Annotated in this window: 25 protein-coding genes; 4 read left to right on the top strand and 21 right to left on the bottom strand. The window is 60.0% G+C overall.

Going from position 1 to position 26,182, the window contains the following annotated elements; translation table 11 throughout:
* Positions 1–22: 22 nt before the first annotated feature.
* The 11 genes from BLS87_RS05490 to BLS87_RS05540 form a co-directional block, all read right to left on the bottom strand.
* Entirely contained in the window at positions 23–823 is an 801-nt protein-coding gene (locus BLS87_RS05490) for a crotonase/enoyl-CoA hydratase family protein (protein ID WP_074750840.1), read from the bottom strand.
* Positions 820–1,875, bottom strand: a complete 1,056-nt coding sequence (locus BLS87_RS05495) for an acyl-CoA dehydrogenase family protein (protein ID WP_074750842.1) — start codon at positions 1,873–1,875, stop codon at positions 820–822. Before BLS87_RS05495 ends, BLS87_RS05490 begins: the two co-directional genes overlap by 4 nt.
* Positions 1,876–1,877: 2 nt before the next feature.
* Positions 1,878–3,026 carry an acyl-CoA dehydrogenase family protein gene (locus BLS87_RS05500; protein ID WP_074750844.1) on the bottom strand — a complete coding sequence of 383 codons (1,149 nt, stop codon included), beginning with the start codon at positions 3,024–3,026 and terminating at the stop codon, positions 1,878–1,880.
* A 116-nt stretch (positions 3,027–3,142) separates the two neighbouring features.
* Complete coding sequence (locus BLS87_RS05505; RefSeq protein WP_074750847.1) at positions 3,143–4,450, bottom strand: amidohydrolase family protein; 1,308 nt, start codon at positions 4,448–4,450, stop codon at positions 3,143–3,145.
* Between the two features lie 192 nt (positions 4,451–4,642).
* Complete coding sequence (locus BLS87_RS05510) at positions 4,643–5,917, bottom strand: cytochrome P450 (protein WP_074750849.1); 1,275 nt, start codon at positions 5,915–5,917, stop codon at positions 4,643–4,645.
* Between the two features lie 134 nt (positions 5,918–6,051).
* Positions 6,052–6,573, bottom strand: coding sequence for a carboxymuconolactone decarboxylase family protein (locus BLS87_RS05515; RefSeq protein WP_244165803.1), 522 nt, complete (start codon positions 6,571–6,573; stop codon positions 6,052–6,054).
* Between the two features lie 14 nt (positions 6,574–6,587).
* The gene (locus tag BLS87_RS05520; RefSeq protein ID WP_074750851.1) at positions 6,588–7,763 is read right to left on the bottom strand and encodes a thiolase family protein; all 1,176 of its coding nucleotides are present in this window, start codon (positions 7,761–7,763) and stop codon (positions 6,588–6,590) included.
* Positions 7,760–8,665, bottom strand: coding sequence for a 3-hydroxyacyl-CoA dehydrogenase (locus BLS87_RS05525; RefSeq protein ID WP_074750852.1), 906 nt, complete (start codon positions 8,663–8,665; stop codon positions 7,760–7,762). Before BLS87_RS05525 ends, BLS87_RS05520 begins: the two co-directional genes overlap by 4 nt.
* Positions 8,662–9,531: a fumarylacetoacetate hydrolase family protein gene (locus BLS87_RS05530; RefSeq protein ID WP_074750853.1), complete on the bottom strand. Its 870-nt coding sequence runs from the start codon at positions 9,529–9,531 to the stop codon at positions 8,662–8,664. Before BLS87_RS05530 ends, BLS87_RS05525 begins: the two co-directional genes overlap by 4 nt.
* Positions 9,531–10,610, bottom strand: a complete 1,080-nt coding sequence (locus BLS87_RS05535) for an amidohydrolase family protein (protein ID WP_074750855.1) — start codon at positions 10,608–10,610, stop codon at positions 9,531–9,533. Before BLS87_RS05535 ends, BLS87_RS05530 begins: the two co-directional genes overlap by 1 nt.
* A gap of 356 nt (positions 10,611–10,966) precedes the next feature.
* Positions 10,967–11,716 (bottom strand): TetR/AcrR family transcriptional regulator, encoded by a 750-nt coding sequence (locus BLS87_RS05540; RefSeq protein WP_074750857.1) that lies wholly within the window; start codon positions 11,714–11,716, stop codon positions 10,967–10,969.
* 183 nt (positions 11,717–11,899) lie between these two features.
* Here BLS87_RS05540 and BLS87_RS05545 point away from each other — a divergent pair, with 183 nt between their 5' ends.
* Positions 11,900–13,540, top strand: coding sequence for an ATP-dependent acyl-CoA ligase (locus tag BLS87_RS05545; protein ID WP_074750858.1), 1,641 nt, complete (start codon positions 11,900–11,902; stop codon positions 13,538–13,540).
* 42 nt (positions 13,541–13,582) lie between these two features.
* Here BLS87_RS05545 and BLS87_RS05550 read toward each other — a convergent pair whose 3' ends face one another.
* Positions 13,583–14,383: an SDR family NAD(P)-dependent oxidoreductase gene (locus BLS87_RS05550; protein WP_074750860.1), complete on the bottom strand. Its 801-nt coding sequence runs from the start codon at positions 14,381–14,383 to the stop codon at positions 13,583–13,585.
* 126 nt (positions 14,384–14,509) lie between these two features.
* Between BLS87_RS05550 and BLS87_RS05555 the strand changes: the two genes are divergently transcribed.
* Positions 14,510–15,259 carry a DUF2889 domain-containing protein gene (locus BLS87_RS05555; RefSeq protein WP_074750862.1) on the top strand — a complete coding sequence of 250 codons (750 nt, stop codon included), beginning with the start codon at positions 14,510–14,512 and terminating at the stop codon, positions 15,257–15,259.
* Positions 15,260–15,349: 90 nt separating this feature from the next.
* Here the strand turns inward: BLS87_RS05555 and BLS87_RS05560 are convergent, their stop codons facing one another.
* The 4 genes from BLS87_RS05560 to BLS87_RS05575 form a co-directional block, all read right to left on the bottom strand.
* Positions 15,350–15,955: an aromatic-ring-hydroxylating dioxygenase subunit beta gene (locus BLS87_RS05560; RefSeq protein ID WP_074750864.1), complete on the bottom strand. Its 606-nt coding sequence runs from the start codon at positions 15,953–15,955 to the stop codon at positions 15,350–15,352.
* A gap of 50 nt (positions 15,956–16,005) precedes the next feature.
* Positions 16,006–17,415: a Rieske 2Fe-2S domain-containing protein gene (locus tag BLS87_RS05565; protein ID WP_074750867.1), complete on the bottom strand. Its 1,410-nt coding sequence runs from the start codon at positions 17,413–17,415 to the stop codon at positions 16,006–16,008.
* 116 nt (positions 17,416–17,531) lie between these two features.
* Positions 17,532–18,527 (bottom strand): fumarylacetoacetate hydrolase family protein, encoded by a 996-nt coding sequence (locus BLS87_RS05570; RefSeq protein WP_074750869.1) that lies wholly within the window; start codon positions 18,525–18,527, stop codon positions 17,532–17,534.
* On the bottom strand, positions 18,524–19,258 hold the full coding sequence (locus tag BLS87_RS05575; RefSeq protein WP_074750871.1) for an SDR family NAD(P)-dependent oxidoreductase: 735 nt from the start codon (positions 19,256–19,258) through the stop codon (positions 18,524–18,526). Before BLS87_RS05575 ends, BLS87_RS05570 begins: the two co-directional genes overlap by 4 nt.
* A gap of 148 nt (positions 19,259–19,406) precedes the next feature.
* Here BLS87_RS05575 and BLS87_RS05580 point away from each other — a divergent pair, with 148 nt between their 5' ends.
* Both BLS87_RS05580 and BLS87_RS05585 read left to right on the top strand, forming a co-directional pair.
* The gene (locus tag BLS87_RS05580) at positions 19,407–19,805 is read left to right on the top strand and encodes a Zn-ribbon domain-containing OB-fold protein (RefSeq protein WP_074750873.1); all 399 of its coding nucleotides are present in this window, start codon (positions 19,407–19,409) and stop codon (positions 19,803–19,805) included.
* Positions 19,805–20,995, top strand: a complete 1,191-nt coding sequence (locus tag BLS87_RS05585; RefSeq protein WP_074750875.1) for a thiolase family protein — start codon at positions 19,805–19,807, stop codon at positions 20,993–20,995. Before BLS87_RS05580 ends, BLS87_RS05585 begins: the two co-directional genes overlap by 1 nt.
* 21 nt (positions 20,996–21,016) lie before the next feature.
* On the opposite strand, the gene BLS87_RS05590 is transcribed toward BLS87_RS05585, so the two are convergent.
* The 5 genes from BLS87_RS05590 to BLS87_RS05610 all read right to left on the bottom strand — a co-directional run bounded on the left by BLS87_RS05590 (position 21,017) and on the right by BLS87_RS05610 (position 26,181).
* Complete coding sequence (locus tag BLS87_RS05590; protein WP_074750878.1) at positions 21,017–21,838, bottom strand: IclR family transcriptional regulator; 822 nt, start codon at positions 21,836–21,838, stop codon at positions 21,017–21,019.
* A gap of 79 nt (positions 21,839–21,917) precedes the next feature.
* Positions 21,918–23,561, bottom strand: a complete 1,644-nt coding sequence (locus BLS87_RS05595; RefSeq protein WP_074750880.1) for an MFS transporter — start codon at positions 23,559–23,561, stop codon at positions 21,918–21,920.
* Positions 23,558–24,439 (bottom strand): fumarylacetoacetate hydrolase family protein, encoded by an 882-nt coding sequence (locus BLS87_RS05600; protein ID WP_074750882.1) that lies wholly within the window; start codon positions 24,437–24,439, stop codon positions 23,558–23,560. The genes BLS87_RS05595 and BLS87_RS05600 overlap by 4 nt, the downstream gene beginning before the upstream one ends.
* A 1-nt stretch (position 24,440) precedes the next feature.
* Positions 24,441–25,382 carry a VOC family protein gene (locus BLS87_RS05605; protein WP_074750884.1) on the bottom strand — a complete coding sequence of 314 codons (942 nt, stop codon included), beginning with the start codon at positions 25,380–25,382 and terminating at the stop codon, positions 24,441–24,443.
* A 37-nt stretch (positions 25,383–25,419) separates the two neighbouring features.
* Positions 25,420–26,181: an SDR family NAD(P)-dependent oxidoreductase gene (locus BLS87_RS05610; RefSeq protein ID WP_074750886.1), complete on the bottom strand. Its 762-nt coding sequence runs from the start codon at positions 26,179–26,181 to the stop codon at positions 25,420–25,422.
* Position 26,182 lies beyond the last annotated feature (1 nt).

A 26,182-nucleotide genomic window follows, 5' to 3' on the forward strand; every position in this document is an offset into this window, starting at 1 on the left:
ATCCACTCTTATTGTTGTCTGATTACTTGTCCTGATAGGAGGCCGGGCGCTTTTCAACGAACGCGGCGACCGCCTCTTCATGATCGGCCGTGTGATGAGCGATGGACTGGTACGCCGCCGACAGTTCCAGGAGCGAGTCCAGACGCATATGCTGACCTTCACGCAGCAGCCGTTTGCACAAGCGCAAGGCGTGCCCGGGGTTGCTGGCGATTCGTTTTGCTAACGCCTGCGCTTCGGACTGCAATGTTTCATGGGTGCAGACCTGCTCAACCAACCCCCAATCCAGCGCTTTAGCCGCGTCGATGGTGTCGCCGGTGAAGGCCATCAGGCTGGCTTTAGGAATGCCGATGATTCGCGGCAACAGCCAAGCGCCTCCATCACCGGGCACGATGCCCAGGCGTACGAAGCTCTCGGCGAAGATGGCGGTCGGCGACGCAAGGCGGATGTCGCACATGCAGGCAAGGTCCAGCCCGGCACCAATGGCCGGGCCGTTCACTGCGGCGATCACCGGAATGTCCAGCTCGTAGAGCGCCAGCGGGATGCGCTGAATCCCGTCTCGATAGGTGTCGCGCAGCTCGTAGGGAGAGCCCGCGAAGATGCCGCTGCGCTCCCGCATGTCCTTGACGTTACCCCCTGCGCAAAACGCACTGCCGTTGCCGGTCAGCACCATCACCCTTGCAGAACGGTCGCGGCGCAGTTGGGCGCACAGCTGCACGAATTCCTCTATTTGCTCGGGGGTGGTCAGCGCATTTCGCGTGTCGGGATGGTTCATGCGCACAGTCACGATGGGACCGTCGCGCTCGATTTGCAGGAACGGGCTCATGCTGATGCTCCACTGACGGAATCCTGGGTCAGCAACGGCCAGAACCCGTCGCCTCCGACCGCACAGACCTGGGCGCCGATCTGCTGGCTCCAGCGCGTCGCGGTGCCGAATTCGCCGCGCCAGGCCCACAACCTGCGGGTGTAGAGTTGCAGGGCGTATTCCTGAGTGAAACCGATGGCGCCATGGACGGCGTGAGCAATGTTTGCGCACTGGGTGGCCGCTTCGGCGGCGGACACCTTGGCAACGGCGATGGCAAACCAGTTCAACGCGCGGTCCGACTGTACGAATGCCGCTTGTGCCGCGATGTTGGCGGCGGCGGTCTGTTCGGCAAACACGGCAAGCTGTTGCTGAATCGCTTGAAACGCCCCGATCGGCTTGCCGAACTGATTGCGCTGCCCGGCGTATTCGCTGGTCATCTCGAGCAGTCGAGTCAGCGCACCTGCAATCTGTGCGCTGCGGATCAACGCGCCGCCGAGATGGAGCACCTCGCTGCTGAGCCCGTTAGGCAAAGGTGCGCTGTCCACCACTACGGCATTGTTGAAGAACAACGTGTCCCTGGGTTCGCCGGCAACGTTCAGGCTCTGCTCGATGCCTTGAGCCTGTGAACGGGCGAGAACCACCAGGCTTGGTCCGACGCCATCGTTGTCGGCGATGGCAATGACCGTCTGCACATGACGCCCCCATGGAACGTCGCGCAATACACCGCTGACCCGTCCCGCGCTCAACGTCAGTTGCGCATTGGCGGCAAAGCTCAGGCTGCCGCTCTGTGGTTCCAGACCGCAGCTACCCAACAGCCAGTTGGCCAGCAGCGCCTCGCTCAGCGGCAGCGGCACCGCGTAGCGCCCGGCAGCCCGAGCGATCACGTACAAGTCAGCCCAACCCGCATCGGCGCCGCCCAAAGATTCGGGGGCAGCAGCCAGGGTAAAACCTGAATCTTCAATGGCGTCCCACAATGTGGCGGACCATACCCCGCCCTCGCTCGCCAGTACGGTTTCACTGCCCGAGCCATCGGCCAGCAGGCGTTCGATGGTCGACTCAAATAGTTCGCGCATGATTATCGCAACCCCAGGCCACGGGCGATGATCCCGCGAAGAATCTCGCGGGTGCCGCCACGCAATGAGAAAGAAGGCGCCATCTGCGTCAGATAGGCCAGAACCTGTGCGTGATCGCTGCCGCCGTGTTGCCGGGGCTCGATGTCCAGCAGACGTTGGGCGAGTTCGGGAATGTCCTGCTCGAACGCGTTGCCCAGATCTTTCACACACGACGCTGCCCAGGCCGGCTGACCACCCGAAGCCAGTTGCGCAGTGACCGCCAGCGACATGTTGCGCAACGTCGCAAGCCTTGCAGCCAAGCGACCGACTTCGGCTGCTTGCAGTGCATCCGGCTGGGTCCCGATAGCGTCGATCATGGTCTTGATCAAGGCCATGGAACTCAAGAAACGCTCAGGACCGCTGCGCTCGAACGCAAGCTCGGCGGTAACCTGCTCCCAGCCCTTGCCTTCACTGCCAATCAGCGCGTCATCGGCAAGATAAACGTCGTCGAAAAACACTTCGTTGAAGTGCTCACCGCCCGCAAGATCACGTATTGGTCTTACGGTAATGCCGGGCAACCGAAGGTCGACGATGAACTGCGACATGCCTTCATGCCGTGCGGTCTGTTTATCACCCGTACGCAACAGCGCAATCATGTAATGCGAGTGATGGGCATTGGTGGTCCAGACTTTCTGTCCGTTGACTCGCCAGCCTTCACCGTCGCGCACCGCAGTGGAACGAATCGACGCCAGGTCCGAGCCGGAACCCGGTTCGCTCATGCCAATACAGAAATAACTTTCGCCACGGCAAATGGCGGGCAAATAGCGGTCACGCTGCGCGTGCGTGCCGAACTTGTTGATCAGCGGCCCGCTCTGCCGGTCGGCGATCCAGTGCGCCGACACCGGCGCACCCGCGGCGAGCAATTCTTCACTGACGACGTAACGGGCAAAAAAGCCGGCCTGGGTTCCGCCGTATTCCCTGGGGAGCGCCATGCCGAGCCAGCCTTTGGCGCCAAGCGCCTTGCTGAAACTCGCATCGAAGCCCATCCACGATTGCGCGCGCAGCGCAGGAGGATAGTCGGCCAGCGTATGAGCGAGAAACTCGCGCACCTCGGCGCGCAACGCTTCAGCCTCAGCTGGAATTCCGCTGTAGGTAAATTCATTGATGGCCATGAATGCTCTCGAAGACTGGACATGCAAAAGCGGAAGAATCATCCGCATGACGAGCACAACCGCTTTGCTGCTCCCCGACAAGTGCGTGGCTTGCCGGGGAAACAGCGCGACGGCTTTTACAGCGCGGTTTGCGCGTCCGCTTTTTCGAACATCGCGTTGATGTCGCCGGAGGTCACCGGCTTGCCGTCTTCACGTCCGTGATCGGCACCGCCCAGACCCAGCGCCGGCTCGATCTTGACGTGGGTGGCCTGGGCGCGCAGCGCGCCGACGGTGCAGTTCTCACGCCCAAGGATGGCGAATGGATCGTAGGAGAACTCGCGCATGGCATTGAGGTGAGTGAGCTTGTTGATCGTGTGTTCAGGCAGATGCTTGAGGCCATCCCACGCAGTCTCCGGCGACTCCGGCCAGGTGCAGTCGGAATGCGGATAGTCGCTTTCCCACGTCACCATGTCTTCGTTCATGAAGCTCAGGTTCTGCAGACCGAACTTGTCTTCGATGAAGCAGGTGATGATGTGCTTGTGAAAGATGTCGCTCGGCATCTTCCCGCCGAAGTTGGAGTTGGTCCAGGCGTTGTGGTGACGATGGGTGAAGTCGGCACGCTCGAGCAGGTACGGAACCCAGCCGATGCTGCCTTCGGACAGCGCCATGCGCAGATCGGGGAATTTCTTCCACATCGGCGCCCAGATCCAGTCTGCGGCAGAGTTGGCAATGGAGATCGGCATGGAGGTGATCCACGCGTCGATCGGCGAAAGGTCCGAGGCATGGTTGGCCTTGACCCCTGTCCCGATGTGGCAGCAAATCACCACCTTATTGTCGGAACAGGCTTTCCACAGCGGATCCCAGTAATCACTGTGGATCGACGGGTAACCGTGGATGGCCGGGTTATCGGACAGGGACAGAGCATGAACGCCCTGTTTCGCCATACGATTGACCTCTGCGGCGGCGGCCTGCATGTCCCACCACGGCACCAGCATCAATGGGATAAAGCGACCTGGGGCAGCATTGCACCAGTCATGCAGGTGCCAGTCGTTGTAGGCCTGAATCGCTGCCAACGATACATCGCGATCGGCATGAACCTGAAAGCGTTGCCCGGCGAAGCCTGGGAATGTCGGGAAGCACAATGAGCCCAGCACACCGTTGGCGCTCATGTCATCGACGCGGTCCTTGATATTCCAGGTACCACGGCGCATCTGGTCGTAACCCAATGGCTCCATGCCATATTCTTCTTTCGGACGTCCCACCACGGAGTTCAGGCCCATGTACCCAGTAGCCTGCTCTTCGAATACCCAGACATCGCGATCACCGGTCTTCACCACGTGAGGCTCGCGCCCCTTGAAGCGTAGAGGCATGTGACGGGCAAATGCGTTCGGCGGCTCGATGGCGTGGTCGTCGACGCTGACGAGAATCAGATCATCAATTTTCATTGTTCTTCCCTTCGCAACGGGTTGTTTGTTGTTGTGCCTGAATCATAGATCACACTCAATACAAATTAAACACTTTATTTGATTGTGTTCATATAAATTCAGATGAAACGTAGCCCCCGGGTAAGCGCGAAAAGAAAAAACCCGCGCCTTCTCAGGCACGGGTCCGGGGTTGCGAGACGGTTGCGCAGGTTTTCAGTCCCAGATCACGTGGACCTCATGGGGGCCGCGCAGCTGGGCGCCAACGATCTGCGGCGCAGGCTTGGAAGGGTCGAGGCGGATGTTCGGCAACAGGTCGAGAATCGCGTTGATCGCGCAATTGATTTCAGTCTTGGCGACGAACTGACCGATGCACATGTGCGGCCCGAAGCCGAAACCAAAGGAAGGTCGCGGCTTACGGTCGATGTCGAACCTGTGAGCGTTCTCGAAGGCGTCTTCGTCACGATTGGCCGACGAGACGATGCACTGGACCATTGCGCCCTTGGGAATCTGTACGCCTCGAATCACCGTTTCCTGAGCTGTCTGGCGGACCTTGAACGTAGCGACTGGCTCGAAACGCACCGCTTCGTCGATGGACTTGTTGACCAGGCTCCGGTCGTTGCGTACCCGCTCCAGCGTTTCCGGATTCTCCAGCAGGAGCGTCAACAGCGTACCGAATGTGCGCGTCGTGGTTTCGCTGGCCGCCGGCAGCAGGGACCGAACGAAGGTGGCGATTTCATGATCGTCCAGGGAACGTCCTTCGTACTGCGCCCGGATCAGGCGGCTGATCAGGTCATCGCCCTCCGCGCCCGCCTCGCGGCGCTCGGCAACCACCACCTTGACCACGTCGTAAAGGGCCTGTGCTGCATGCATGGCAGCGCCGCGGGCTGCAGCGGCCTTCTCCGGGTCCACCTGTGGGCCGGCGAGAATGGCCAACGCCCAAGCCGCGTACTGCTCGATTTCCTCGGGCTTGTCTTCGGGAAAACCAATCAGCGCGTAAATCACCCGAATGGGGAAATACAGGCCGAAATCCATTAGATCCGCCGATTTGGCTGCCACCAGGGGTTTGATGTATTCCTCCCGGATCACACGGTCGATCTTGGTCTCCTTCCAGCGATTGACGGTCTCGGGCATGAAGACCGGCTGCAACAGATTACGGATGTTCTTGTGAGCGTCGCCGTCCATCGCAGTGAGGATCAGTCCGTCGAAAAATGCTCCCAGCCCCTCGGCGATGAACCCGCTGGTGAAGTTCTTCGCATCACGCATGACCGCCATCACGTCGTCGTATTTGAATAAGGTGAAGGTTGGGCGGTTGGGATCCAGACCCGCAATCGACGGCACGCCAAGGCCTGCCATGAAGTTGCCTTCAAGAATCGGCGTGTTTTTGCGGGCCTCGGCATAGACAGCCTGCAAATCAACATCGCTGCCACGGTAATTGCTGGCGACGTTGGCAAATTCCTTGTTCAGATTGCTTTGCGCCTGAACGGACATGATCATCTCCTTTCTTATTGTTCATTGTTGGCTGATGCACCTGGCTAACCGGCGCCGTAACGGACTGAGTCTAGGTTACAAAATATTATCTGAACATAATTTGCGTATCTGACTCGTTACTTTTCATTTCGATATCAGTAGGCCTGCTGTACATAGGTCATACGACCGCCCGCCAGCATCAGGGCGCAGTAGAGATTCAACTCGACAATCTGTGCAGTATCGAAATAACAGCCCAGGCGTTGGAAGTGCAGATCTTTAATGGACTGGTAGTCACTGGCGAACAGATCGGCAAAGCTCAGCGCCGCACGTTCGGCGGGCGTAAAGTGGTCGCTGTCGGTGGCAATACAAGCGATATCTCGCTCATCGACCTGCTCAGACTTGCGCGCAAGCTGGCAGGCCTGGCACTGCGTCAGGCTTGCGATCTTCAAGCGCACCAGTTCGCGCAGGCGCTCATTGAGCAGACTGTCCTCATGCAGGCTTTCCATCAGTGCCAGCCAGGCCAGCGCGACCTTGGGCCGATGGGCCCAAACCTGAACCGGTCGGCTGGTACTGAGCATCCGAGAGGCCAGGCCACGCTCGATTGCCGCGCACAACTCATCAGGCAGCAGGTCCAGAGCAACCAGTGGCAAACGCGCCGAGCCATCGCTCTGATCCACAACCCGCTGCCCGCTCACTCCAGCCGCTCGATAATGGTCGCTGTTCCCAGGCCCCCTGCGCAGCAGATGGCCTGCAGGCCATACCGGGCGCCCCGTCGCTCCAGTTCGTTCAGCAGCGTGGTTATCAGGCGAGCGCCACTGGCCCCCAACGGATGCCCGAGCGCGATGGCGCCTCCATTCACATTCAGGCGTTCATGACTGACGCCGGTCTCATGCATCCAGGCCAGCGGAACCGAGGCGAACGCTTCGTTGACTTCGAACAGGTCGATGTCCTTGAGCTGCAAACCGGCTTTGCGGAGTACCTTGGCCGTCGCCTCGATGGGGCCTGTCAACATCAGCGTTGGATCGGTGCCGACAGTGGCAAAGGCGACAATACGCGCGCGAGTCCTTAGCCCGTGCCTGCGGGCGGCTTCGGCATCCATGATCAATAACGCGGCAGCCCCATCGGAAATCTGCGAAGAGTTGCCTGCCGTAATTCGCCCGTTTTCCGGGCGGAAGCTGGTTTTGAGTGTGGAAAGCTTCTCCCGTGAGGTGTCACGTCGGATGGTTTCGTCAGCAACCAGCGTTACCGCGGGTTCCGTCAGGGTCTTCTCGCGAAGCGATTCGACCGGCACCGGTATCAGTTGGCTGTCGAAATACCCCGCATCACTGGCCTTCGCCGCCCGCTCGTGGCTGGCGAAGGCGTAGTCGTCCAACGCATCGCGACTGAGTTTCCATTTATCGACAATGCGCTCGGCCGCTTCGCCCTGGCTCGTGAGCTCGTAGCGTTCGCTGGCCATCCAGCCAAATGCCTCGCCGTGCAGATCGCGGTTGCTGCCCATGGGCACTCGACTCATGTTTTCCGCGCCACCGGCCACCACAGCTTCTGCCATTCCCGAAGCAATGGCACCGGCCGCCACGTGCACCGCCGCTTCCCCCGAGCCGCATTTGCGGTCCAGCGTCAGCCCGGGAATGCTGACCGGCCAGCCAGCCCCCAGCAGCGCAGTCCGCGCGATGTTGGCCGATTGCTCACCGATCTGGGTCACACAACCAAAAACGACATCGTCGATCACGGTGGGGGACAGATCGTTGCGTTCGACCAATGCGTTGAGCACCAGTGCGCCCAGATGATCGGCCCGCACGCCGGCCAGGCTGCCGCGAAATCGACCGACAGGCGTGCGCACGGCATCGACAATCACGATGTCTTTCATAGCGCGCTCGCTCGAAGACCACTGCCAGGCACTGCCTTGTTGTCTTCATAGCGATAGACGCCATGCCCGGTTTTTCGGCCCAGGCGCCCAGCTGCCACCATCTTGATGATCAATGGGCATGGGCGGAATTTCTCCCCCAGCGTCTGATGCAAATAGCGCAGGACAGAAAGCCTTGTATCCCAGCCGGTCAAATCTCCCAGTTCCAGCGGCCCCATCGGGTGGTTGAAGCCCATGCGCAATGCAGTGTCAATGTCCTCGGCGCTGGCGATGCCCTCCTGCAACATGTACATGGCTTCGTTGCCAAGCATTGCCGACATGCGGCTGGTGGTCAGGCCCGGCGACTCATTGACGATGATCGATGTCTTGCCCAATGCATCGCACAGATCGCGGGTACGGGCGACAGTCTCGTCACTGGTGGCCAACCCGCGCACGAGTTCGACCAGCTTCATCTTGTGCACCGGATTGAAGAAGTGCATGCCGATGACTCGGTCGGCACTGTCGATCGTCGCCGCAATCTCGGTGACGCTCAGTGCCGACGTGTTGGTTGCAATGATTGCATCCGGCGCCATCAGTGGCGCGGCCTGGGCAACAATGGATTTCTTGATCGCCAGTTGCTCGGAAACGGTCTCCACCAGCCAGTTCGCGCCGATGGCGGCCTCACCCAGATCACCTGCCGTACTGAGCCGCGCCATGGATGCGTCGGCCTGTTGCGCCGAGACCTTGCCCAGGCTGACCCCGGCCTTGAGTATGTTTTCAATGGCCGTTCTGGCGTTGCTCAGTGATTGCGCACTGGTATCGACCAGCACCGTATGAAAGCCTGCGCTGACAAAACCATGGGCAATACCCGTGCCCATCAGCCCGGCTCCGACAACCACCACTTTGTTGTTTTTATCAGTACTCATGCCGAGACCTTCGATTTGACGGGTGTTTTTTCGCCCACGACGTTACGCAAGGTGCCGATGCCTTCGATGCTCGCTTCGACCACATCGCCGGGATCCAGAAATATGCCGGTACCCATGCCAACCCCTGCCGGGGATCCTGTGAACAACACATCGCCACAGGCGAAGCTGGAACGCTGCTGCACGAAAGCGATCAGCTCGCCGACATCCCAGGTCATGTCCGCGGTGTTGCCGTCCTGACGCATCTGGCCATTGACCTTGAGCGTCAGGCGAAGCTTGGGCGAGCCTTCGGGAAGTTCGTCCTTGGTGACAACCCAGGGCCCAAGACCGGTGGTTTTGTCCTGGCTCTTGGCGGCGAAGAGGTCCATGCCGATGCCTTTCGGCCCACTGCGTTGCAGATCCCGGGCGCTAACATCGTTGCCGACGGTGTAGCCCAGAACACACGCCAGCGGGTCGTCGAGATCCACGTCGTCGCTGCCGATCACTGCCACCAGCTCCACTTCGTGATCCAGCTCTGTGGTGAGCGGAGGAAAGCGAATCGGATCATGGGCACCGATCAGCGCGCCGTAAGCCTTGAGAAATGCGACCGGCTGGGACGGTGCCGACAAGCCAAACTCCACCAGGTGCTTGGCGTAGTTCGCCCCTGCTACCACCACCCGATTCACCGGCTCGATCGGCGGCAGCAACGTGACCTGGGACAAGGCCAGCGGCGGCCCCGAAAAGCGCAGGGCGCTGATTCCAGCCCCCTGCGCGACCTTCGGTGCCCAGGTACTGAATTCGCCGGCGATGGGGGTGACCATGTCTTGCTGAACATCGACCACCGCCCAGAACACGCCGCTCTCGAAATAGGAACAGCGAGCCAGTTTCATCAGACCGCTTCCTTGGCAGGTGTGACCTGACCGATTTTTGCAGGGTCCAGATGAAGCAACTTGCACGCGTTCTGCCAGCGAATTTTCTGCAGATCCGCGTCGCTGAGCTTCAGGCCATGGGTCAGGTCGTGACGGACGGCATCGCTGCCACCGAAGTTGCTGCCATAGACCATCTGATCAGCGCCGATGACCTCAATCAGAGCCTGACGCATCGGCAGCTCGTGCAGCTCGACATCGAAATAGAAGTTTTTCATGTAGTCGAGAACCGGACGCTTGTTGTGCACCACGTCGAGGTTCTTGTTGGTCTGGGCCAGACGACCCAGCTGATAAGGCACATAACCGCCGCCATGGGTGATGTAGACCTTCAGATCCGGGAAGCGGTCCAGCACGCCACCGCATATCAGGTTCCAGAAGCAACGGGTTTCGTCGTACTGCATCCCGACAATCGCAGTGGTTTCGTAGCGGTCTTCATTGGCGCGATCACCCCAGGTGACCGACTGGTTATAGCCATGAATGAACATGGGCAGATCGAGGTCGCAGAGGGTTTTCCAGACCACATCCAGTTCCGGAGAATCGAACTCCAGCCCGCCGAAATTGGCGCCGCCCGCAGAAAGCCCCTTGGCGCCCAGCTCGGTACACGCACGGCGCAACTCGATGGCCGCCGCTTCAGGCGCGTTCAGTGGTGCATGTGCCCAGAACATCAAACGATCGGGTGCGGCGGAGCAGTATTCGGCAAAGGTGTCATTGACGGTGCGCGCATAAGGCACCGCGTACTCGGCCTCAGTCCAGTACATGTAGCAGTGGGACGGGACCGACACGACCTGCAGGTTCTGCCCTGCTGCGTCCATACCCGCCAGTCGGACTTTCGGATCGGCCCACTTGGCCATGTATTCCTCAAGCTTCAGGCCTTTGCCGGCACGCACTGCCGCCTTGCGCTCCGGCGAGCCTAGCGTGAGCTGCCATTTGCCCACACGCAAGCGGATATCGCCGTCATCGCACTGTTCAAAAAACGGACCCCAATGCGGGTGCTGATTGTAATAGCCAGGGAGCGGAGCGTGAGCGTGAAGATCGATAAGCATAATCCGGGACCTCTACGTAGAAACTTTATGGTTCTTGTGATTGTTCTGGGTGTTGCGAGTCCCGAAGCACGGCACCTGGAGCGCCCATCAGGCTGCCCGGCGAATCGGCTCACCCCGCTTCGGTCTGATAGAAGCATAAAATTAAATTGGGCATAAATCAAAATAGTGTTCAGTTTATTTTCATAAACCGTACAAGAAGGCCGAGCCAGAGCCGTCCGACACGGCGTCCCACTGACCGAAATCCGCTCAATCCGACGAAAATAGGCGCCATAACCCGTTTTCAGGCGAAAAAAAACCGGCCGCTGCAATGGCAGCGGCCGGTGATGTATTTTCGAAAAGTGTCTAACTAAGGCTAGTCAGCGACGGGTCCGAGAAGTCGAGCCCATGGTCAAGGCAGCGGCCAGCTTCTTCACTCGCACCGGCAACAAGCGCCGGCTGGCACTTTCCGGTACCAGTATTTCGCTGAGCACGTAGCGAATGATCATCTCGCACAGCAACTCGCGGTCCAGACGCACGCCGAGCTTCTCGTCCCAGTCGTCGAAAACGATGTTGAGCACGTCCTGAAAACGCACGATCGAATCATGAAAAATACGCCTGAAGAAGCCAAGGGCGTAATCAGGTGCGACCACCAGCAAGCGGCGGGCACGGCTCTGCTCAAGATAATTGTCCAGATAGACGAACAAGGCATTAAGCCGCGCTTCGGGATCTTCGATCTGGCCGAGCGCCGCGGTCAGCGAGACGTGGAAGCTGTCGCGCTTGTGGCGGGAGAACGTGTCGAGAAGATCTTCCTGGGAAGAGAAATAGCGGTAGAACGTGCCCCGGGAAATTCCAGCGACCTTGCATACGTCCAGAATGGAAATGCGGTCGGCACCGGACTGCAGCACGACCTCTTCGGTGGCAGCAAGAATATTGGAGATGGTTTCTTCGGAGCGGCGATTGGGTTTGACCTTGGCTGGCGCCGTCGCACCGTTGCTGCCAGCGCCTGCAGGCGCGGCTGTCTTGGCGTTGGCGCGGGCAGGTTTAACAGGCGCTACCGATTTCTTTTTTGCAGAGGATCCGGCCTTTGGCGCAGCGGCTTCGGCCTGTTGTTTTTGAGGTTTTGGCATGAATGGAAAGACCCATAGACATTTCGATGTGTCACGGTAGCATAGGAATTAAGCATATAGCCTAGAATTTGTTCAACTTCTGCCTAGAGACAAGACATAAATCTTTCCATAGAATCGGATTCTCTCACCAAAATAAGATTTGGGTACGCCTTCGCTGGAGCGCCCACAAAGAGGAGAACATTCATGAGCGGCACTGGGAATCCCGAAGCCTGGGCACTGGGTGAAAGAGACACGGTAATTTGTGCACTGGAGCGAGCAGTAGCAAGGGCTCCAGACAAGGTTTTGCTGGATTTCAGCGGAACGTTGTACACATACCGAGAAGTTGATCAGCTTTCCAACAGGATGGCCCATGCCCTCGCCGACCTTGGCGTCGTTGCGGGCGCCACTGTACTTACGATGCTCGACAACAACATCGATGCTGTCGTGACCTGGCTGGCCATCAACAAGCTCTGCGCGGTCAGCGTACCGATCAATACGGCCCTCAAAGGGGAATTCCTGCGCCATCAGATCGCGGACACCGGCACACATCTGGTGATCTGCGAAGCGGATTATCTTTCACGCATCAGCGCAATCGCTGACCAGCTCACGGATGTCCACCGCGTTCTCTATCGCAATGCCAGCGGCCAGCAGGTCACTTCACCTTCAGCTCCTTTCCCTATCGAATCACTGGATGCCCATCGCGGCTCCGATGATTCGGCCTTCGAGCGCAAGCCGCAGCCATCCGACCTTGCCTGCCTGATCTACACCTCCGGCACCACCGGACCTTCGAAAGGCTGCATGATCAGTTACAACTTCATGTGCAACCTCGCCCGGCTGCAACTGCGAGCAGGCCCGGCGAGCGAGGACGATGTGACGATCACACCCCTGCCGCTGTTCCACATGAATGCGCTGTGCGTCAGCATCATCGCCAGCATTCTGGTAGGCGCCCGCGCCGCCATCCTGCCGCGTTTTTCGGTGTCCAACTTCTGGCCGGAAGTCGAACGTTCGGGCGCGACCATCGCCTCGATCCTCGGCGGCATGGGTGGCCTGCTCGCTCAGGCCCCGGATAACGAAGCGATGTTGCGCTGCCGAGGACAGATTCACACCGCCAGAGGCAACCCCTACACCGAAGAAACCAAACAGATATGGCGTGAACGCTTTGGCACCCGGCTGGTGGGAGGAAATGGCTACGGATTGACCGAGGCATGCGTGGTCACCTCACTGGCGGCCGGCGAATACGCAGCGCCGGGGTCATCAGGCAAACGCATCGCGGATTTCGATGTGCGCATCGTCGATGAACAGGACAATGAAGTTCCGGGTGGGACGCCGGGCGAAATCGTGGTCAGACCGCAACGCCCGGACATCATGTTCCAGGGTTACTGGCGCCGTCCCGAGGACACCCAGAAACTGATGCGCAACATGTGGTTCCACACAGGAGACGTCGGCAAGTTCGATGACGAAGGCTTTTTCTACTTCGTCGACCGCAAGAAGGATTACCTGCGCCGCCGAGGCGAGAACATCTCCAGTTTCGAGATGGAGGCCGCGTTTGCCACACATCCTGCATTGTCGGAAGTGGCGGTACATGCGGTGCCGTCGGACAAGGGCGAGGATGACGTAAAAGTCACTGCGGTGTTGCACGAGAACACCGAACTCGCGCCAGAAGCGTTGTTCCACTGGGCGGCGGACACGGTCCCTTACTACGCGCTTCCCCGCTACATCGAGTTCCGCACCAGCCTGCCGAAAAACCCTCAGGGTCGGGTGCTCAAGTACCTGTTGCGCGATGAAGGGAAAACGGCGACTACCTGGGATCTGGACGACACCGATATCAAGGTCGCGAAACGCTGAACGGCGAAGCGGCGTGTCTGACACGCCGCGTCCCCTTATGAATCAATACTCCCGAGCGGGAATATCCTTGGGTCTGGAGTTGTAGCCAGGCAAATGCAGGCCGCCATCGACGTGCAAGGTCTCACCCGTCACGAAGCGCGACATCTCGGATGCAAGGAACACCACCACCGGGCCGATATCTTCTTCCGGTTCCCCGCACCGTCCCAGTGGCCGCAATCCAGCCGACATCTCGGCGAATCCCGGGTTTTCTTCCGCCAGCTTGTGAAAGGTCGCGCCCATGGCGGTGGGGGCAATCGCGTTGACGCGGATGTTGAAACGTCCCCACTCGGAAGCGGCGCTGCGGGTCAGGCCGACCACGGCGGATTTCGCCGTGTTGTAGTCCCCGTGCAGCCACGCGCCGATCTCGGTGTCGATGGAGTAGAAGTTGATGATCTTGCCGCCGCCTCGTGCCTGCATGTGCGGGAACGCTGCTTTCATCGACCACCAGGCGGCCCAGACGGTCGAGTTCAGCGTGCGCTCGAGCATGTCGTCGGTTTTTTCCTCCAGCAGCACGTTAGGCGTGGGCGCAAATGCATTGTTCACCAGGATATCCAGCCCTCCGAAATGCGTGACGGCTGCATCGATGGCCGCCTGGATATCCGCTTTGCTACTGACATCGGTCCTGATGAACAGGGCCTGCGCACCAAGCGCCTTAAGCTCCTCGGCAACCGCTGCACCGCTGGCTTCGTCGAGCTCCGCGACCACCACCGATGCACCCTGTTTGGCGAAACTCAACGCCACACCTCGTCCGATACCACCGCCAGCGCCGGTGATCAGCGCCACTTGTCCTCGCAGCAGGCTCATAGCCGCTCCTTTTTTGTTGTTGTTCGAGTGAATTTCCCATGCCACATATGTGAACATTATCCGATATAGTGTCTAAATAAAACCGATAAAAAACACTCGCTCAGCCAGACAAAAAGGATAAGCCGGATGAGTATGTTTCGCCGCCGTGTCGTGATCGTTTCCAGTGGCCAGATAGAGGGCGGCGAAGTGCGTGCCGCTCTGGAGGACGATTTTCACCACTTTCGCGTATCCCTGCGCCATGAACACGGCGTACTGAGCCAGGTCACCGGCCAGGCCCTGAGGTTTCCTTACTCTGCCTGCCCCGAGGCAATCGAGCCGTTGCACGCACTGTCAGGCATGGTGTTGTCACCCATTGCCCATTCAGTCACCCGAGAAACGGATGCCCGGCATCAATGCACGCACCTGCTGGATCTCGCGGGGCTGGCTGTCGCAGCGGCGCTACGGCCGGCACAGGTCCGCCGTTACGACATTCAGGTGCCCATGCGCCTGGAGGGACGAACGCAGGCCATGCTGCAGCTCAATGGCCAACCGTTGCTGGAGTGGCAGGTCAAAGGCGCGATCATCGAAGATCCACAACCGTTCTCGGGTGTGAACATTCGCGAGGGCATGGCCCGCTGGGCACTGAATACACTGACCCCGGACCTTGCCGAGGCGGCACTGTTGCTGCGGCGCTGCACCATGATCTCCATCGGCAAGACTCATGATCTGGATAGCCAGATTCACGCCTCCAGCACCGATCGCTGCTTCAGCCAGCAGACGATCAGAGCGCCGTACGCATTGCGTATTAAGGGCTCGACGTGGGATATCGCGAGCAACGAGACCCTCTGCGCAGCTGACGCGGACTGGCTGAAGGAATGCACGCAGACGACTTGCTGATCGGTGCCAGAGCCAGCCACAAAAAAGCCTGCTGAACCGATCAGCAGGCTAAAGGTGCGACACGATGAACGCTTTCAATGATTTGGACGTTTAGAGGAATACCGCCAGGTTCGGGGTCCCCAATACGGCCTGATCGAGAATGACTTCACGTCGGGCGAGCTTGAAACTGTCGCCATCCACACGCAGCAGATCGCGCCGCTCCCCGCTTATGATGTCGACGTGGTGATCCTTGAAGCGGCTCCGGGTGAGGAGCAGATAGCTCGTCACGATGAACTCGTCCGGCTTCTCGGTTTCCTCGACGAACACGTTGGTGACCAGCCGCCGCGTGCGCGACGGCGGGTCTTCGGCCCAGGCGCTTTTACCGGACAGACGCAGTATGCGACCCATGATGGATCGATAGTCGTCGTGGTAGTGCTGCACGCTGCGAACGATGGTGGTGGAAAGTTCAGCGGCCGTACGGGTATGGCGCAGCGGTACGGTGTAGATGAGGTCCGTCGCCAGGCGCGCGGCCCAGTCCTGCAGGCGGATCTGGTCCAGCAGCGTCGCTTCTTCATAAAGAAACGTGACCACTTCGTTGTAAACAGGCGAGCCGACAGGCACTCGCTTGATACCCAGCGGCGAGCCGGGTTGCACATGGTCGGCGCCGCGCTGCTGGACGTCGACCCGCGGTTTTTCCGCCAATTGAGTGTCAGACATGAATGTATCCCCGAATCTTATTGTTGTTGAATCACGGAACGCGAACGCCGTTACTGATCTTCACCGACAGGCGCGGTCATCAACTCATGCCAGTACAGCCACCAGTGCCACTGGGTGTCGTCCTTGGTAAAACCTTCATTGACAATTCCGGGGCCGGGCCAACCTTCCGGGGCGCCGGTTTCGAACACCGCCTGATACTTGAGCGTGCTCTTGCGGCCCATCGCGCCCTTGGCAGCCAGCGTCATGTGCGGCCAAGTGTCAGAGTCATCCTGCTCGACCATCCCGGAGGTGCCGAACAGCTGAATGGTCTGCTTGAGCATCTTCTCGCGCAGCTCGGGAGAGGCGTCCTTCTCGGCAAAGATCCAGTTCACGAACTCCAGCTTGTCCGGTCCTTGTGGCACATAGGCATGCAAGGTCATGGAGCCGACCACCGTGCCGTCTGGCTGGGGAATGTAGACGAAGCCAAAGAGAATGTTGGGGAACATCCCGCCCACTTGAGGCGGCATGCTGGTAAGCACTTTGAGCTGATCTTCGCTGAGGTTGCGCGCCAATTGCTCGACCATGTCAGCGGTCATGCCCGCCGGTGGCAGGGCCTGAAGTTTTTCTTCGACGGTCAGCGATTCGGGGTCCAGGCCGGTCAGACGCTTGATCTTGCGCGCCAGGTCGATGCAGCGCAGCGCATGGCCGTGAGGCGAACTGATCTCCACGCCATACATTTCGGGACTCAGGTCGGCACTCTGTCCGTTTTCGTCCTTTTTCGCATAGTTGCCGACTTCGCCCAACCAGCGGTGAAGCGTCAGCGTGTGGAAGCCATCGGCGGCAGATTGTTCACCCGCCGTCTTCCAGTTGGCATTGACGATGAAGCGTTGCGGCGGGCCCAACACCTCCATACCTTTGTCCGATCGCAGGAACAGCATGTCGTAATACCACTTGGCGTCGCCCAGAAACTCGTCGAACGTCGGGCCGTCAACGTTCCACGTGGCGAATACCAGGCCGCCGTACAGGGTAACCCTGGCTTTTCTCAGACCCAGCTGTTCTTTGGGCAGCATCTTGCCGTGCATGCACTCGCGATCGACTGGCGAGCCGATGAAGTCACCGTTGGGACGGAATGCCCAGCCGTGGTAGATGCATTTATGGATCTGGGTGTTGCCGCAATCGGCGGTACTGATGCGCATGCCACGGTGCGGGCAGACGTTGAGGGTGACGTGGACTTCGCCTTCCTTGTCGCGGGCGACGATGACCGAGTCCGAACCCAGGTCCCGGACCATGAAGTCTCCGGAGTTGGGGATTTCCGATTCGTGCCCGAGAAGAACCCAGATCTTGCCGAAGATCTTCTCCATTTCAATTTCGTAGATCTCGCGGTCAGACAGCACACGCATCTGCACTTCGCGAGTCGAGGGATAGATAAGGTCAGCGACCTTGGTTCCATCGGACAGTACGGGGCTTGTTCTTGTTAGCATATTGGCCTCCAGTTCAGGGTGTCACGGCTACTCCGAGCCGGTTGAATATAAGACAGATTCATAAAATATGTATAGCACTGTCGTTTGTCTCGCAGACAAATCAATCAGTGAGCCGTTCAAACCTGCTGCGCATTGCCCACCTGGGTGCGCAGCACGCCTATTCCGTCGACCTCCAGCTCGACCCGATCTCCAGGCTTCAGATAGCGCAGTTGCTCCAGGCCGCAGCCGTTGCCGACCGTTCCCGAGCCCAGGAACTCGCCCGGATAGAGCGTCTCGGAGCGTGATATGTGGGCGATGACGTCTTCGAACCGCCAGCGCATGTCTCGTGTGTTGCCCCTGCCCCACTCCTCACCGTTGACCCTGGCAACCATATTAAGGTCGTAGGGGTCACCCAGTTCATCGGCCGTCACCAGGCAGGGGCCCATGATATTCGCTGTGTCGAAGTCCTTGCTCTTGGCCGGGCCAAGCATGCCCGGCATCTCGGCGGCCTGTGCGTCACGGGCGCTCATGTCATTGAAGATGGTGAATCCGACGATGTGATCGCGAGCGTTGTCCCGGGAAATGTCCTTGCCTTTCTTGCCGATGTAGCAGCCAAACTCCAGCTCGAAGTCCAGCGCTTTACTGAACGCGGGCCAGAGGAATTCATCATCGGCTCCGATCACGGCGAAGCGATTGCATTTGTAGTAGATGGGCTGTCGGTTGAAGGTCTCGATCACCCGCTCGTCGGCGCGGGTATTCATCGCTTTGAGCGTGGCCTCCGGGTCTTCGGTGCGAAGGGCCCGGGCGCGTCTGGCCGCAGCAAAAGCCTGACGCAGATGCAGCTCGAAACAGGAGCAGTCGCGCATCTGTGGCGGCGGCTGGATCGGCGCACGCAGCCGGACCTCGTTGCGCGCAATGACGCTGGCTGTCGGGGATTTACGCAACAGCGTGCGCGCCAGTTCCAGCGCCTGCTCGCCCCCTTCCACCAGCTTCAGCACGCTGCTCAGCGCGGCGCTTTCGCCACCCTGCACCTGACGGTGGGCGGCCTGCAGGTCAACCACCACCTGATCGTTGTCGATCAGCGCGCCGGCACGTTCGATGCCATCGTCCTGAGTGAAGGTTACCAGCCTCATACCCGGCCACTCACTGGCAGGCAGGCGCCGGTCACGGCGTCTGCGTCGTCGCAGAGCAGAAAGGCGATGACAGACGCCAGTTGCGTCGGCCTCACCCAGCGGCTGAAGTCGGCATCAGGCATGTCGGTGCGGTTGGTCGGGGTGTCGATGATGCTGGGCAATACGGCGTTAACCGTGATGCCGCGATCCTTGAGTTCTTCGGCCAACGCTTCGGTGAGCCGCGAGACACCGGCCTTGGAGGCCGCATAAGCGCCCATGCCCATTCCTGCCTTGAGGCTGGCCTGAGCGCCGATATTGACGATCCGCCCGCCATCATGGGCCAGCAGATGCTCAAGCACCGCCTGCGAAGCGATGACGGCGGTACGCAGGTTCATTTGGTAAAGGTGGTCCCAGGTCGCCAGGCTTCCGCTCTCCAGCGTTTCCCAGGCGAAACCGCCGGCGACATTCACTAGGCCGTCGATCCGCCCGAAGTGTTCGGCCACTTGCGCAAACGCCGAGCGGGCCGATTCGACAGAAGTCAGGTCGACACCTCCCAGCGCAAGCACGTTGGCGTCGTCGCTGACCCTGGTCTGAGACGTCTCGGCCCGATCCAGCAGCGCGACACGGGCACCGCGGCCACTTAAATACTGACCGAGCGCTGTCCCGAGAACCCCGAATCCACCGGTTACAACGATCACTCTGGCTTGCAAGGGTGAGTCTTCAAGCGCCTGGTCCTGGCGAGAACTGGACATCGCGATTTCCTCTTATTGTTGTTGGGCGCACCCTGGAAGGGTGAGCTAGGCATGCACACAATATAAGACACTTTTTAAAAATATGTACAGATGATACTGTGCATTGGTTGACTGGAATCAATAAAACCTCATCCGGACTTCCACGCCCATGCCCAGAAAACTTCCTGCACTGAACGCCGATAACCGTGCCTTCTGGCAAGGTGGCAAAGACGGTCAGTTGCTCATTCACCACTGCGATGCCTGCCGGCGGTTCTTCCATCCGCCCTCGCCCATCTGTCCGCGCTGCGCCAGCTTCGACGTCAAGCCGCGCGGCGTTTCCGGCAAGGGCTCCGTCGCCAGCTTCACCGTGAATCATCAGCAGTGGACGCCTGAACTCGACACCCCCTTCGTGGTGGCGATCATCGAGCTGATCGAACAGCCAGGATTGCGCTTCCTCAGCAACGTCATCGGTTGTGACCCACTTTCGGTCAGCATCGGCATGCGCGTGCATGTCACATTCGACAACGTCGAGGATGTCTGGCTGCCCCTGTTCGAGAAGGATCAATGATGTTCGATCATCGTTACGAGAAAGACGTCGCCATTACCGGTATCGGTCAGTCGGAGGTGGGCCGCCCCTCCAGCAAGTCGGCCATGCGTCTGACACTGGAGGCGTGTCTTGAAGCCATCGCCGATGCCGGCCTGACCCGTGAGGACATCGACGGTGTCGCCTGCTGGCCCGGTGACAACAACAATGGCGATCCCTTTTCCCCGGTGGGGCCCAGTGCGCTGAAGAGTGCGCTGGGGCTGAACGTCAACTGGTTTGGCGCCGGCTACGAAGGGCCTGGCCCGTTGGCGGGAGTCATCAACGGAGCGATGGCCATCGCCGCAGGCTTGTGTCGACATGTGCTGGTGTTCCGCACCATTACCGAAGCCTCGGCCCGCCAGCACAACAAGCAGGCCGGGGCCTTGAGTGCAAAAACCCAGGGGCGGGACAGCAGTCATGCCTGGCAATGGTTTACACCGTTTAACGTCCATTCGGGCATCAACCTGATGGCGCTGTATGCGCAACGCCACTTCCACGAATATGGCACCCGGCCGGAACAACTGGCACAGATCGCGTTGACCTGTCGAGCCAACGCTCAGCGTAATCCCAAGGCCATCTATCGCACGCCCATGACCATGGACGACTACATGGCATCGAGGATGATCTCCTCGCCGCTGCGCATGTTCGACTGTGACGTTCACTGCGATGCCTCCACCGCCATTGTGCTGTCTCGTCGGGACGTCGCCAAAGATACGCGGCATCAGCCGATCCGTATCGAGGCAATGGGGGCGGCGCTCGATCAGCCTTGGTCGTGGGACCAGATCTCGTTGACACAAATGGCGGCGTTCGACGTGGGCCGCATGATGTGGGCGCGCACCGACTACACGCCGTCTGATGTCGGTTCGGCACAGCTTTACGATGGGTTTTCGATCCTGACGATGATCTGGCTGGAAGCCTTGGGCCTGTGCTCGACCGGGCAAAGTGGTGCATTCGTCGAAGGTGGGGAGCGTATTGCATTGACCGGCCAGTTACCGATCAACACCAATGGCGGGCAATTGTCCGGCGGCCGGACCCACGGGCTGGGTTATGTGCATGAAGCGTGTCTGCAGCTTTGGGGGCGCGCCGAGGGTCGTCAGACCCGGCCTCACACCGTCGCCGCCGTTGCCGCAGGAGGGGGCCCGTTGGGAGGCAGCCTCCTGCTGGCCAGGGACTGAGCAACAGGCTGGGCAGAGTGCTTAAAACAGCACCTTGCTCAGCTCTGCGCAGAACGTCACGAGGGTCCGGCCGATTTCCTCGATTCCTTCTTCATCGCGCTGGCCTCTGAACAGCACAGCCGATACCGTAAAGTCTATGTTGCCGGACGGGGAAAACACTGGCGCCGCAATGGCCAAGATGCCGATGGAAAAGTAGCCATCATCCACCGCCCAGCCCCGCTCGGCCGCAAGCGCCACATCCTGGCGATAGACCTTGAGCGGCAAAGGGCGCGCCCACCGAATGGCCTCGAAATCGTCCCTGATTTTTTCCTCATCCAGATCCATCCGGGTGGCGAACAGCCGCCCGCTTGCCCCCATCAGAATCGGCAAGCGTTGCCCTTCGGCCATGTCGATGCGTACGTCGGTGGGGCTCGCGGCAGAGCTGACAATCACAATGCGATCAGGGCCCATGCGGCGCCACAGGGTCACCGTGACGCGCAAACGGGCAGCCAGTTCCTGCAGCAATGGTTTGGCGAACTCGACTCGCTGGCCCTGAGTCACCAATTGTTCGACCAATCGCGCAAGGCCGAGCCCTGCGGAATACCGTTTGGACAGTGGATTGAAATCCACCACGTCTTCCATGACCAGGGTGCGCAAGATGTTGAAGCAGGTGCTGGGATTGATACCCAGAACTCTCGCCAGATCCACCGAGCGCTCCGGAGTGCCGGCCTGGCTCAGATGACGAAGGATGCGGATAGCATTCGAAACCGGCTTGACGCTGACCGCGCCTTTCTGGACGTCGGTGGTGGTTTCAGCCGTGTCAGGACGTTGTGGAGCATTGCTGTCGGTCTGGGTACGAGGCATCTTGAATACCGGGTGATCGGGCGATGCGGCATTCTAGCCTGAGAACGACAGCGTATTAAAAGTTTAATACTGAAACCACTCAGTTATTTTCCGGGGCACCGGCGAGTGGCTGATGAATGTAGCGCCTCGATATCTGCGCGTCACAACGCATGCCACTCAAGCGGGCCTCCAGAAGCTGATCTGCCTGCGTGGTTCGCGACTGCTGACGTAGGTAGTCCAGCCACGACTCGACGATGAAACGCTCTACATAATGGCCGTCTTCGTCGAGGTCGTGATAAAGCCGCCAATTCTTCGCTCCGTTGCGACGCCTGGACTGGCCAACCGCGTAGGCAACCGCGATGAAGTTGGCGCGGTCTTCCGGGGCGACCCGGTACGCCAGTTCAATTGAGACCGGGCCGGGGCCAGGGTTCAACTGCTCGGGTACCAATAATCGGTCTGTCGGCTGAATCGCGCTGGCGTAATCGGCCTCTTGCCCCAGTTCCAGGCGACCGCTGCGAGTCAGAATCAGACCAACCCCAAGTGTCACCGCTGCCAGCACCAGGCTGTTCTGCAAGCCCAGGTACTCGGCGAGTGTTCCCCAGATAGCGCCGCCGATAGCCATTGCCCCCATCAGCATCAGCAGGTAGACCGACGCGACCCGGGCGCGTACCCAGTTCGCCGCGCAGGTTTGTACCACTGTTGAAATCGTCGCGTTGACGGCCATCCAGGACATCCCGGCGATCATCAACGTTCCACAGACCGCCCACCGGCTGTGGGACAGCGCGGCTACCAGCGTGGCAAGCGCGAATCCCGCAGTGCCTGCGATGATCAGAACACGCAGGGGAAAGCGGCGGTACATGGCCGTGAGATTCAAAGCCCCGGCCACCGCACCGGCGCCCAGAAAACCCATCAACAGGCCGTAGCCTCCGGCGTCCATTCCCAACTCGTGCTTGGCCACCAATGGCAGCAGCGCCCACAGCGCGCTGGCACTCAGCGTGAAGATGAAGACCTGTTTCAATGCGCTGACCAGCACCGCGGAATGCCGTATGTAACGCACGCCACTGCGCAGGCCTGCGGCAAAATTTTCCGCTGGCAGGGCGTGAGGCGTCTGACGAGGGGTGAATGCGGCGACCAGCACGATGACCAGCGCCAGGCACACCGTGATGATCACGAACACCGAGGCGGCATTCCAATAGGCGATCAACCCGCCAGCCAGCGCCGGGCCCAGCGCGCGGGCGGCATTGGTGGAAATACCGTTCAGGGAAATCGCCGCCGGAACCTGATCCCGCGGCAACACCGAGACGATCGTGACCATCCAGGCTGACATGCTGAGCGCACTGCCGGTGCCCAGCAAAAACGTGAACGCCAGCAATGACCAGTCGCTGAGCATGTCCAGCGACGACAAGACGCTCAGGGCTGCCGCCGCGATCAGCATGACGCCCTGGGTCATCATCAGCCATTTGCGACGGTCGACCAGATCGGCAATCACGCCACCGGGCAATCCGAACAGAAATGCTGGCAGGGAGATTGCCGTCTGCACCAGCGAGACCATCAGCGGTGAGGTCGACAGCAAGGTCATGATCCAGGCGGCACCGACGGTCTGCATCCAGATCGCCAGATTGACCATGGCGCCACCGCACCACAACCAGCGGAAACTGCGATTGCGTATTGGCGCCCAGGCTGAGGCCGGCTGGGCGCGGGGTACCGCTGGCTCGTCCGGGCTTAGCCCCGAAAGATCGCTCATGGGCTGACAGGCTGGCCAAGCCTGCCCACCGAACGTGCTGTAGTGAGAACCCGTGGCTGGCTGACGCGGTTGCTCATGCTGCCAATCCCCTCGATACGAACCTCCACCCGATCGCCCGGCTGCAGAAAACGGCCATCCTCAAGGCCCACACCGTGGGTTGAACCCGTGAACACCAGATCGCCGGGCTGCAGCGTTATCCGAGCGTCGACGTAGTTGAGCAACTCATCGATTGGGAAAAGCATCTGTCGGGTGTTGTCGAACTGGCGACATTCATCGTTGACCGACAATTCGATGTCCAGGTGCGGTTGTCCGACGCCGATTTCATCGAGGGTGACGACCCATGGGCCGACCGGCGTCGTGCGATCCATGGCCTTCTGGGTCAGCAGATCGAGGCGGCCGATCCGTTTGCCCGCATCCCGGGCGCTGATGTCATTGCCGCAGGTGTAGCCGAGCAGGCAGGCACTGGCGCAAGGCTCATCACCCAGGGCACGAGCGATGACCGCGACAAGCTCCACTTCGTAGTCGAGTTGCGCGGTCAGCGCGGGGTACTGGATGTCGTCTGAAGCGCCCACCAGCGCAGATTCCGGTTTGATATAGCCCAGCGGATGCTCCGGGGCGGTACTCCCCAGATGCTGCAGGTGGCTAAGGTAATTCAGGCCCACGCCAAAAACCCGGGCGCCGGGCTCCAGTGGCGGCAGGATCCGGCATTGCGCCAACGCTATACCGACCTTGTCCAGCGCCAGCGCGGCAATCCCCCGGGATGCGTATTCGCCAGCCCATTCGGCAAATGGTCCACGAATACGCTGCAGGTAGGCTGCGTCAGCATCGAGCAAGGCCCAGAAGCATTCTGCGCGATACTCGACCCTTAACAGGCGCATCTCAGCGCTTGCTCGCCAGGTATTCCGGGTCCAGGACCTCTTCGGGCGTCTTGACGCTCGGGCCAAGAATCGGACCGACCATTTCATGCCCCCACAGACTCAGGCACTCAGGATTGAGCTCGAAAGGGTCGCCCTGCCACGGTTCGATTTCAGCGATGGTTTCGAAGGCGAAACCGGAGGGCGTGAAGTGATAGAACGAAAGATGCGGATCCTGGGTGTGTTGCCCCAGCGTCATCATCATCGGCAGTTCGCGCTTCTTGACGATATCGTAGGTTTCACCGACGTCGCGAATGCTGTTAACGAACAGGCCGACGTGCTGGACACCCATGCGCCCGACACCATGACCATAGGCGATGTCATGGCTGGTGTGGTGATTGAGTCTGGAACGGAAGAAACCGGTACGCCCCTTGCCTGCTCCGGCGCCGTACCAGTGAAAACCCATGATCCGCGTCAGAAAGTCTTCCAGTTCGTCGGTGTACTCGGGGGTGATGACGACAACGTGCCCTGCCCCGCGCTCATTGGCAAGAAAGCCACCATGGGGACGGCCCGGCATGAATGAACGGGGCGTCCACTTCTGGCCGTAGAACAATTCGTGTTGATAGCCGACCGGGTCGCGAAAGCGAATCAGCTCGCGAACACCGCGCTTCTCGCAGAGGGCAGCGTCGCCGCGGGTGATCTCGACGTGATTGGCTTCGAAGGTCTTGATCGCCGCATCGAACGCCTGTCTGCCCATGGCCTCCCAGCCGATGTAGGCCAGGCGGTCAACTTTGCCGGGGTGGAAGGCAAAGCGGTGCCGCCGGTCGTCTATCTTGAAGTACAGCGATTCTTTGTCGCTGGCAGGCGACGGCGCGATCCCAAAACCCATGACCTGCGGGCCGTATTCGCGCCACGCGTCCAGGTCTGGCGTTTCAAAACCCAGATAACCAATACCGATGATGTCCATGTGAATGCACCTTTTGTTCTTGTCAGGTGGGTGTCAGTCAGATTGCCAGCAAACCGCCATCGATGACGATGTCGGAGCCTGTGATGAAGGAGGCCTCGGCAGAGGCAACGAACAGTGCCATGGCAACGACCTCTTCCGGCTCTCCCGGTCGATCCATCAGCACGCCATCGAGCAGCGCTGCACGAACCTTCGGGTTTTCCATGAACGCAGTAGTGCCTGGCGTGGCGATGAATCCAGGGCTGATGCTCACCGCCCTTATACCCACCGGAGCGCCTTCGACGGCAAGTTGCCGGGTGAAGGCTATGACCGCGCCTTTGGCGGCGGCATGTGCGCTGATGCCCGCGACTTTTGAACCGCCCCAGCCTGCCGTCGAGGAAATATTGATGATCACGCCGCGCTGTTCAGCCAGATGATTCCAGGCATATTTGGTGGTGTAGAACAGCAAATCGATTTCGTTGCGCATGGTGAATTGCCAGTCCTCGATGGACAGCTCGCTCACCGGCCCGAATTTCGCCGCCGAAGCGTTGTTGTACAACACATCGATGCGGCCATGTTCCTGCACGGCTGCTTCGATCCAAGCCTTGGCTTGCTCAGGGTCTCCAAGATCGACGGGTGCCGATCCGTGTAATTTCAGCCCCTCTGCACGCATCAGCGCGGCAGTTTCCTTGTTCGCGCCGGCGTTGGTATCACACCCCACCACGACTGCGCCTTCACGAGCGAATTTCAGCGCCGCTACGCGACCCTGTCCACCACCGGTTCCGGTGATCAAAACCACTTTTTCCTGCAAACGACCTGCCATC

Source organism: Pseudomonas abietaniphila (assembly GCF_900100795.1).
Taxonomy (GTDB): domain Bacteria; phylum Pseudomonadota; class Gammaproteobacteria; order Pseudomonadales; family Pseudomonadaceae; genus Aquipseudomonas; species Aquipseudomonas abietaniphila.

What these genes read in the sequence shown, in the direction of transcription:
- BLS87_RS05505 (WP_074750847.1), bottom strand. Translation starts at nt 4,450, where the DNA reads ATGAAAATTGATGATCTGATTCTCGTCAGCGTCGACGACCACGCCATC.
- BLS87_RS05555 (WP_074750862.1), top strand. Translation starts at nt 14,510, where the DNA reads ATGAGTATGTTTCGCCGCCGTGTCGTGATCGTTTCCAGTGGCCAGATA.
- BLS87_RS05525 (WP_074750852.1), bottom strand. Translation starts at nt 8,665, where the DNA reads ATGAGTACTGATAAAAACAACAAAGTGGTGGTTGTCGGAGCCGGGCTG.
- BLS87_RS05590 (WP_074750878.1), bottom strand. Translation starts at nt 21,838, where the DNA reads ATGCCTCGTACCCAGACCGACAGCAATGCTCCACAACGTCCTGACACG.
- BLS87_RS05500 (WP_074750844.1), bottom strand. Translation starts at nt 3,026, where the DNA reads ATGGCCATCAATGAATTTACCTACAGCGGAATTCCAGCTGAGGCTGAA.
- BLS87_RS05535 (WP_074750855.1), bottom strand. Translation starts at nt 10,610, where the DNA reads ATGCTTATCGATCTTCACGCTCACGCTCCGCTCCCTGGCTATTACAAT.
- BLS87_RS05570 (WP_074750869.1), bottom strand. Translation starts at nt 18,527, where the DNA reads ATGAGGCTGGTAACCTTCACTCAGGACGATGGCATCGAACGTGCCGGC.
- BLS87_RS05580 (WP_074750873.1), top strand. Translation starts at nt 19,407, where the DNA reads ATGCCCAGAAAACTTCCTGCACTGAACGCCGATAACCGTGCCTTCTGG.
- BLS87_RS05575 (WP_074750871.1), bottom strand. Translation starts at nt 19,258, where the DNA reads ATGTCCAGTTCTCGCCAGGACCAGGCGCTTGAAGACTCACCCTTGCAA.
- BLS87_RS05550 (WP_074750860.1), bottom strand. Translation starts at nt 14,383, where the DNA reads ATGAGCCTGCTGCGAGGACAAGTGGCGCTGATCACCGGCGCTGGCGGT.
- BLS87_RS05605 (WP_074750884.1), bottom strand. Translation starts at nt 25,382, where the DNA reads ATGGACATCATCGGTATTGGTTATCTGGGTTTTGAAACGCCAGACCTG.
- BLS87_RS05540 (WP_074750857.1), bottom strand. Translation starts at nt 11,716, where the DNA reads ATGCCAAAACCTCAAAAACAACAGGCCGAAGCCGCTGCGCCAAAGGCC.
- BLS87_RS05565 (WP_074750867.1), bottom strand. Translation starts at nt 17,415, where the DNA reads ATGCTAACAAGAACAAGCCCCGTACTGTCCGATGGAACCAAGGTCGCT.
- BLS87_RS05490 (WP_074750840.1), bottom strand. Translation starts at nt 823, where the DNA reads ATGAGCCCGTTCCTGCAAATCGAGCGCGACGGTCCCATCGTGACTGTG.
- BLS87_RS05600 (WP_074750882.1), bottom strand. Translation starts at nt 24,439, where the DNA reads ATGCGCCTGTTAAGGGTCGAGTATCGCGCAGAATGCTTCTGGGCCTTG.
- BLS87_RS05595 (WP_074750880.1), bottom strand. Translation starts at nt 23,561, where the DNA reads ATGAGCGATCTTTCGGGGCTAAGCCCGGACGAGCCAGCGGTACCCCGC.
- BLS87_RS05510 (WP_074750849.1), bottom strand. Translation starts at nt 5,917, where the DNA reads ATGTCCGTTCAGGCGCAAAGCAATCTGAACAAGGAATTTGCCAACGTC.
- BLS87_RS05530 (WP_074750853.1), bottom strand. Translation starts at nt 9,531, where the DNA reads ATGAAACTGGCTCGCTGTTCCTATTTCGAGAGCGGCGTGTTCTGGGCG.
- BLS87_RS05495 (WP_074750842.1), bottom strand. Translation starts at nt 1,875, where the DNA reads ATGCGCGAACTATTTGAGTCGACCATCGAACGCCTGCTGGCCGATGGC.
- BLS87_RS05545 (WP_074750858.1), top strand. Translation starts at nt 11,900, where the DNA reads ATGAGCGGCACTGGGAATCCCGAAGCCTGGGCACTGGGTGAAAGAGAC.
- BLS87_RS05520 (WP_074750851.1), bottom strand. Translation starts at nt 7,763, where the DNA reads ATGAAAGACATCGTGATTGTCGATGCCGTGCGCACGCCTGTCGGTCGA.
- BLS87_RS05610 (WP_074750886.1), bottom strand. Translation starts at nt 26,181, where the DNA reads ATGGCAGGTCGTTTGCAGGAAAAAGTGGTTTTGATCACCGGAACCGGT.
- BLS87_RS05585 (WP_074750875.1), top strand. Translation starts at nt 19,805, where the DNA reads ATGTTCGATCATCGTTACGAGAAAGACGTCGCCATTACCGGTATCGGT.
- BLS87_RS05560 (WP_074750864.1), bottom strand. Translation starts at nt 15,955, where the DNA reads ATGTCTGACACTCAATTGGCGGAAAAACCGCGGGTCGACGTCCAGCAG.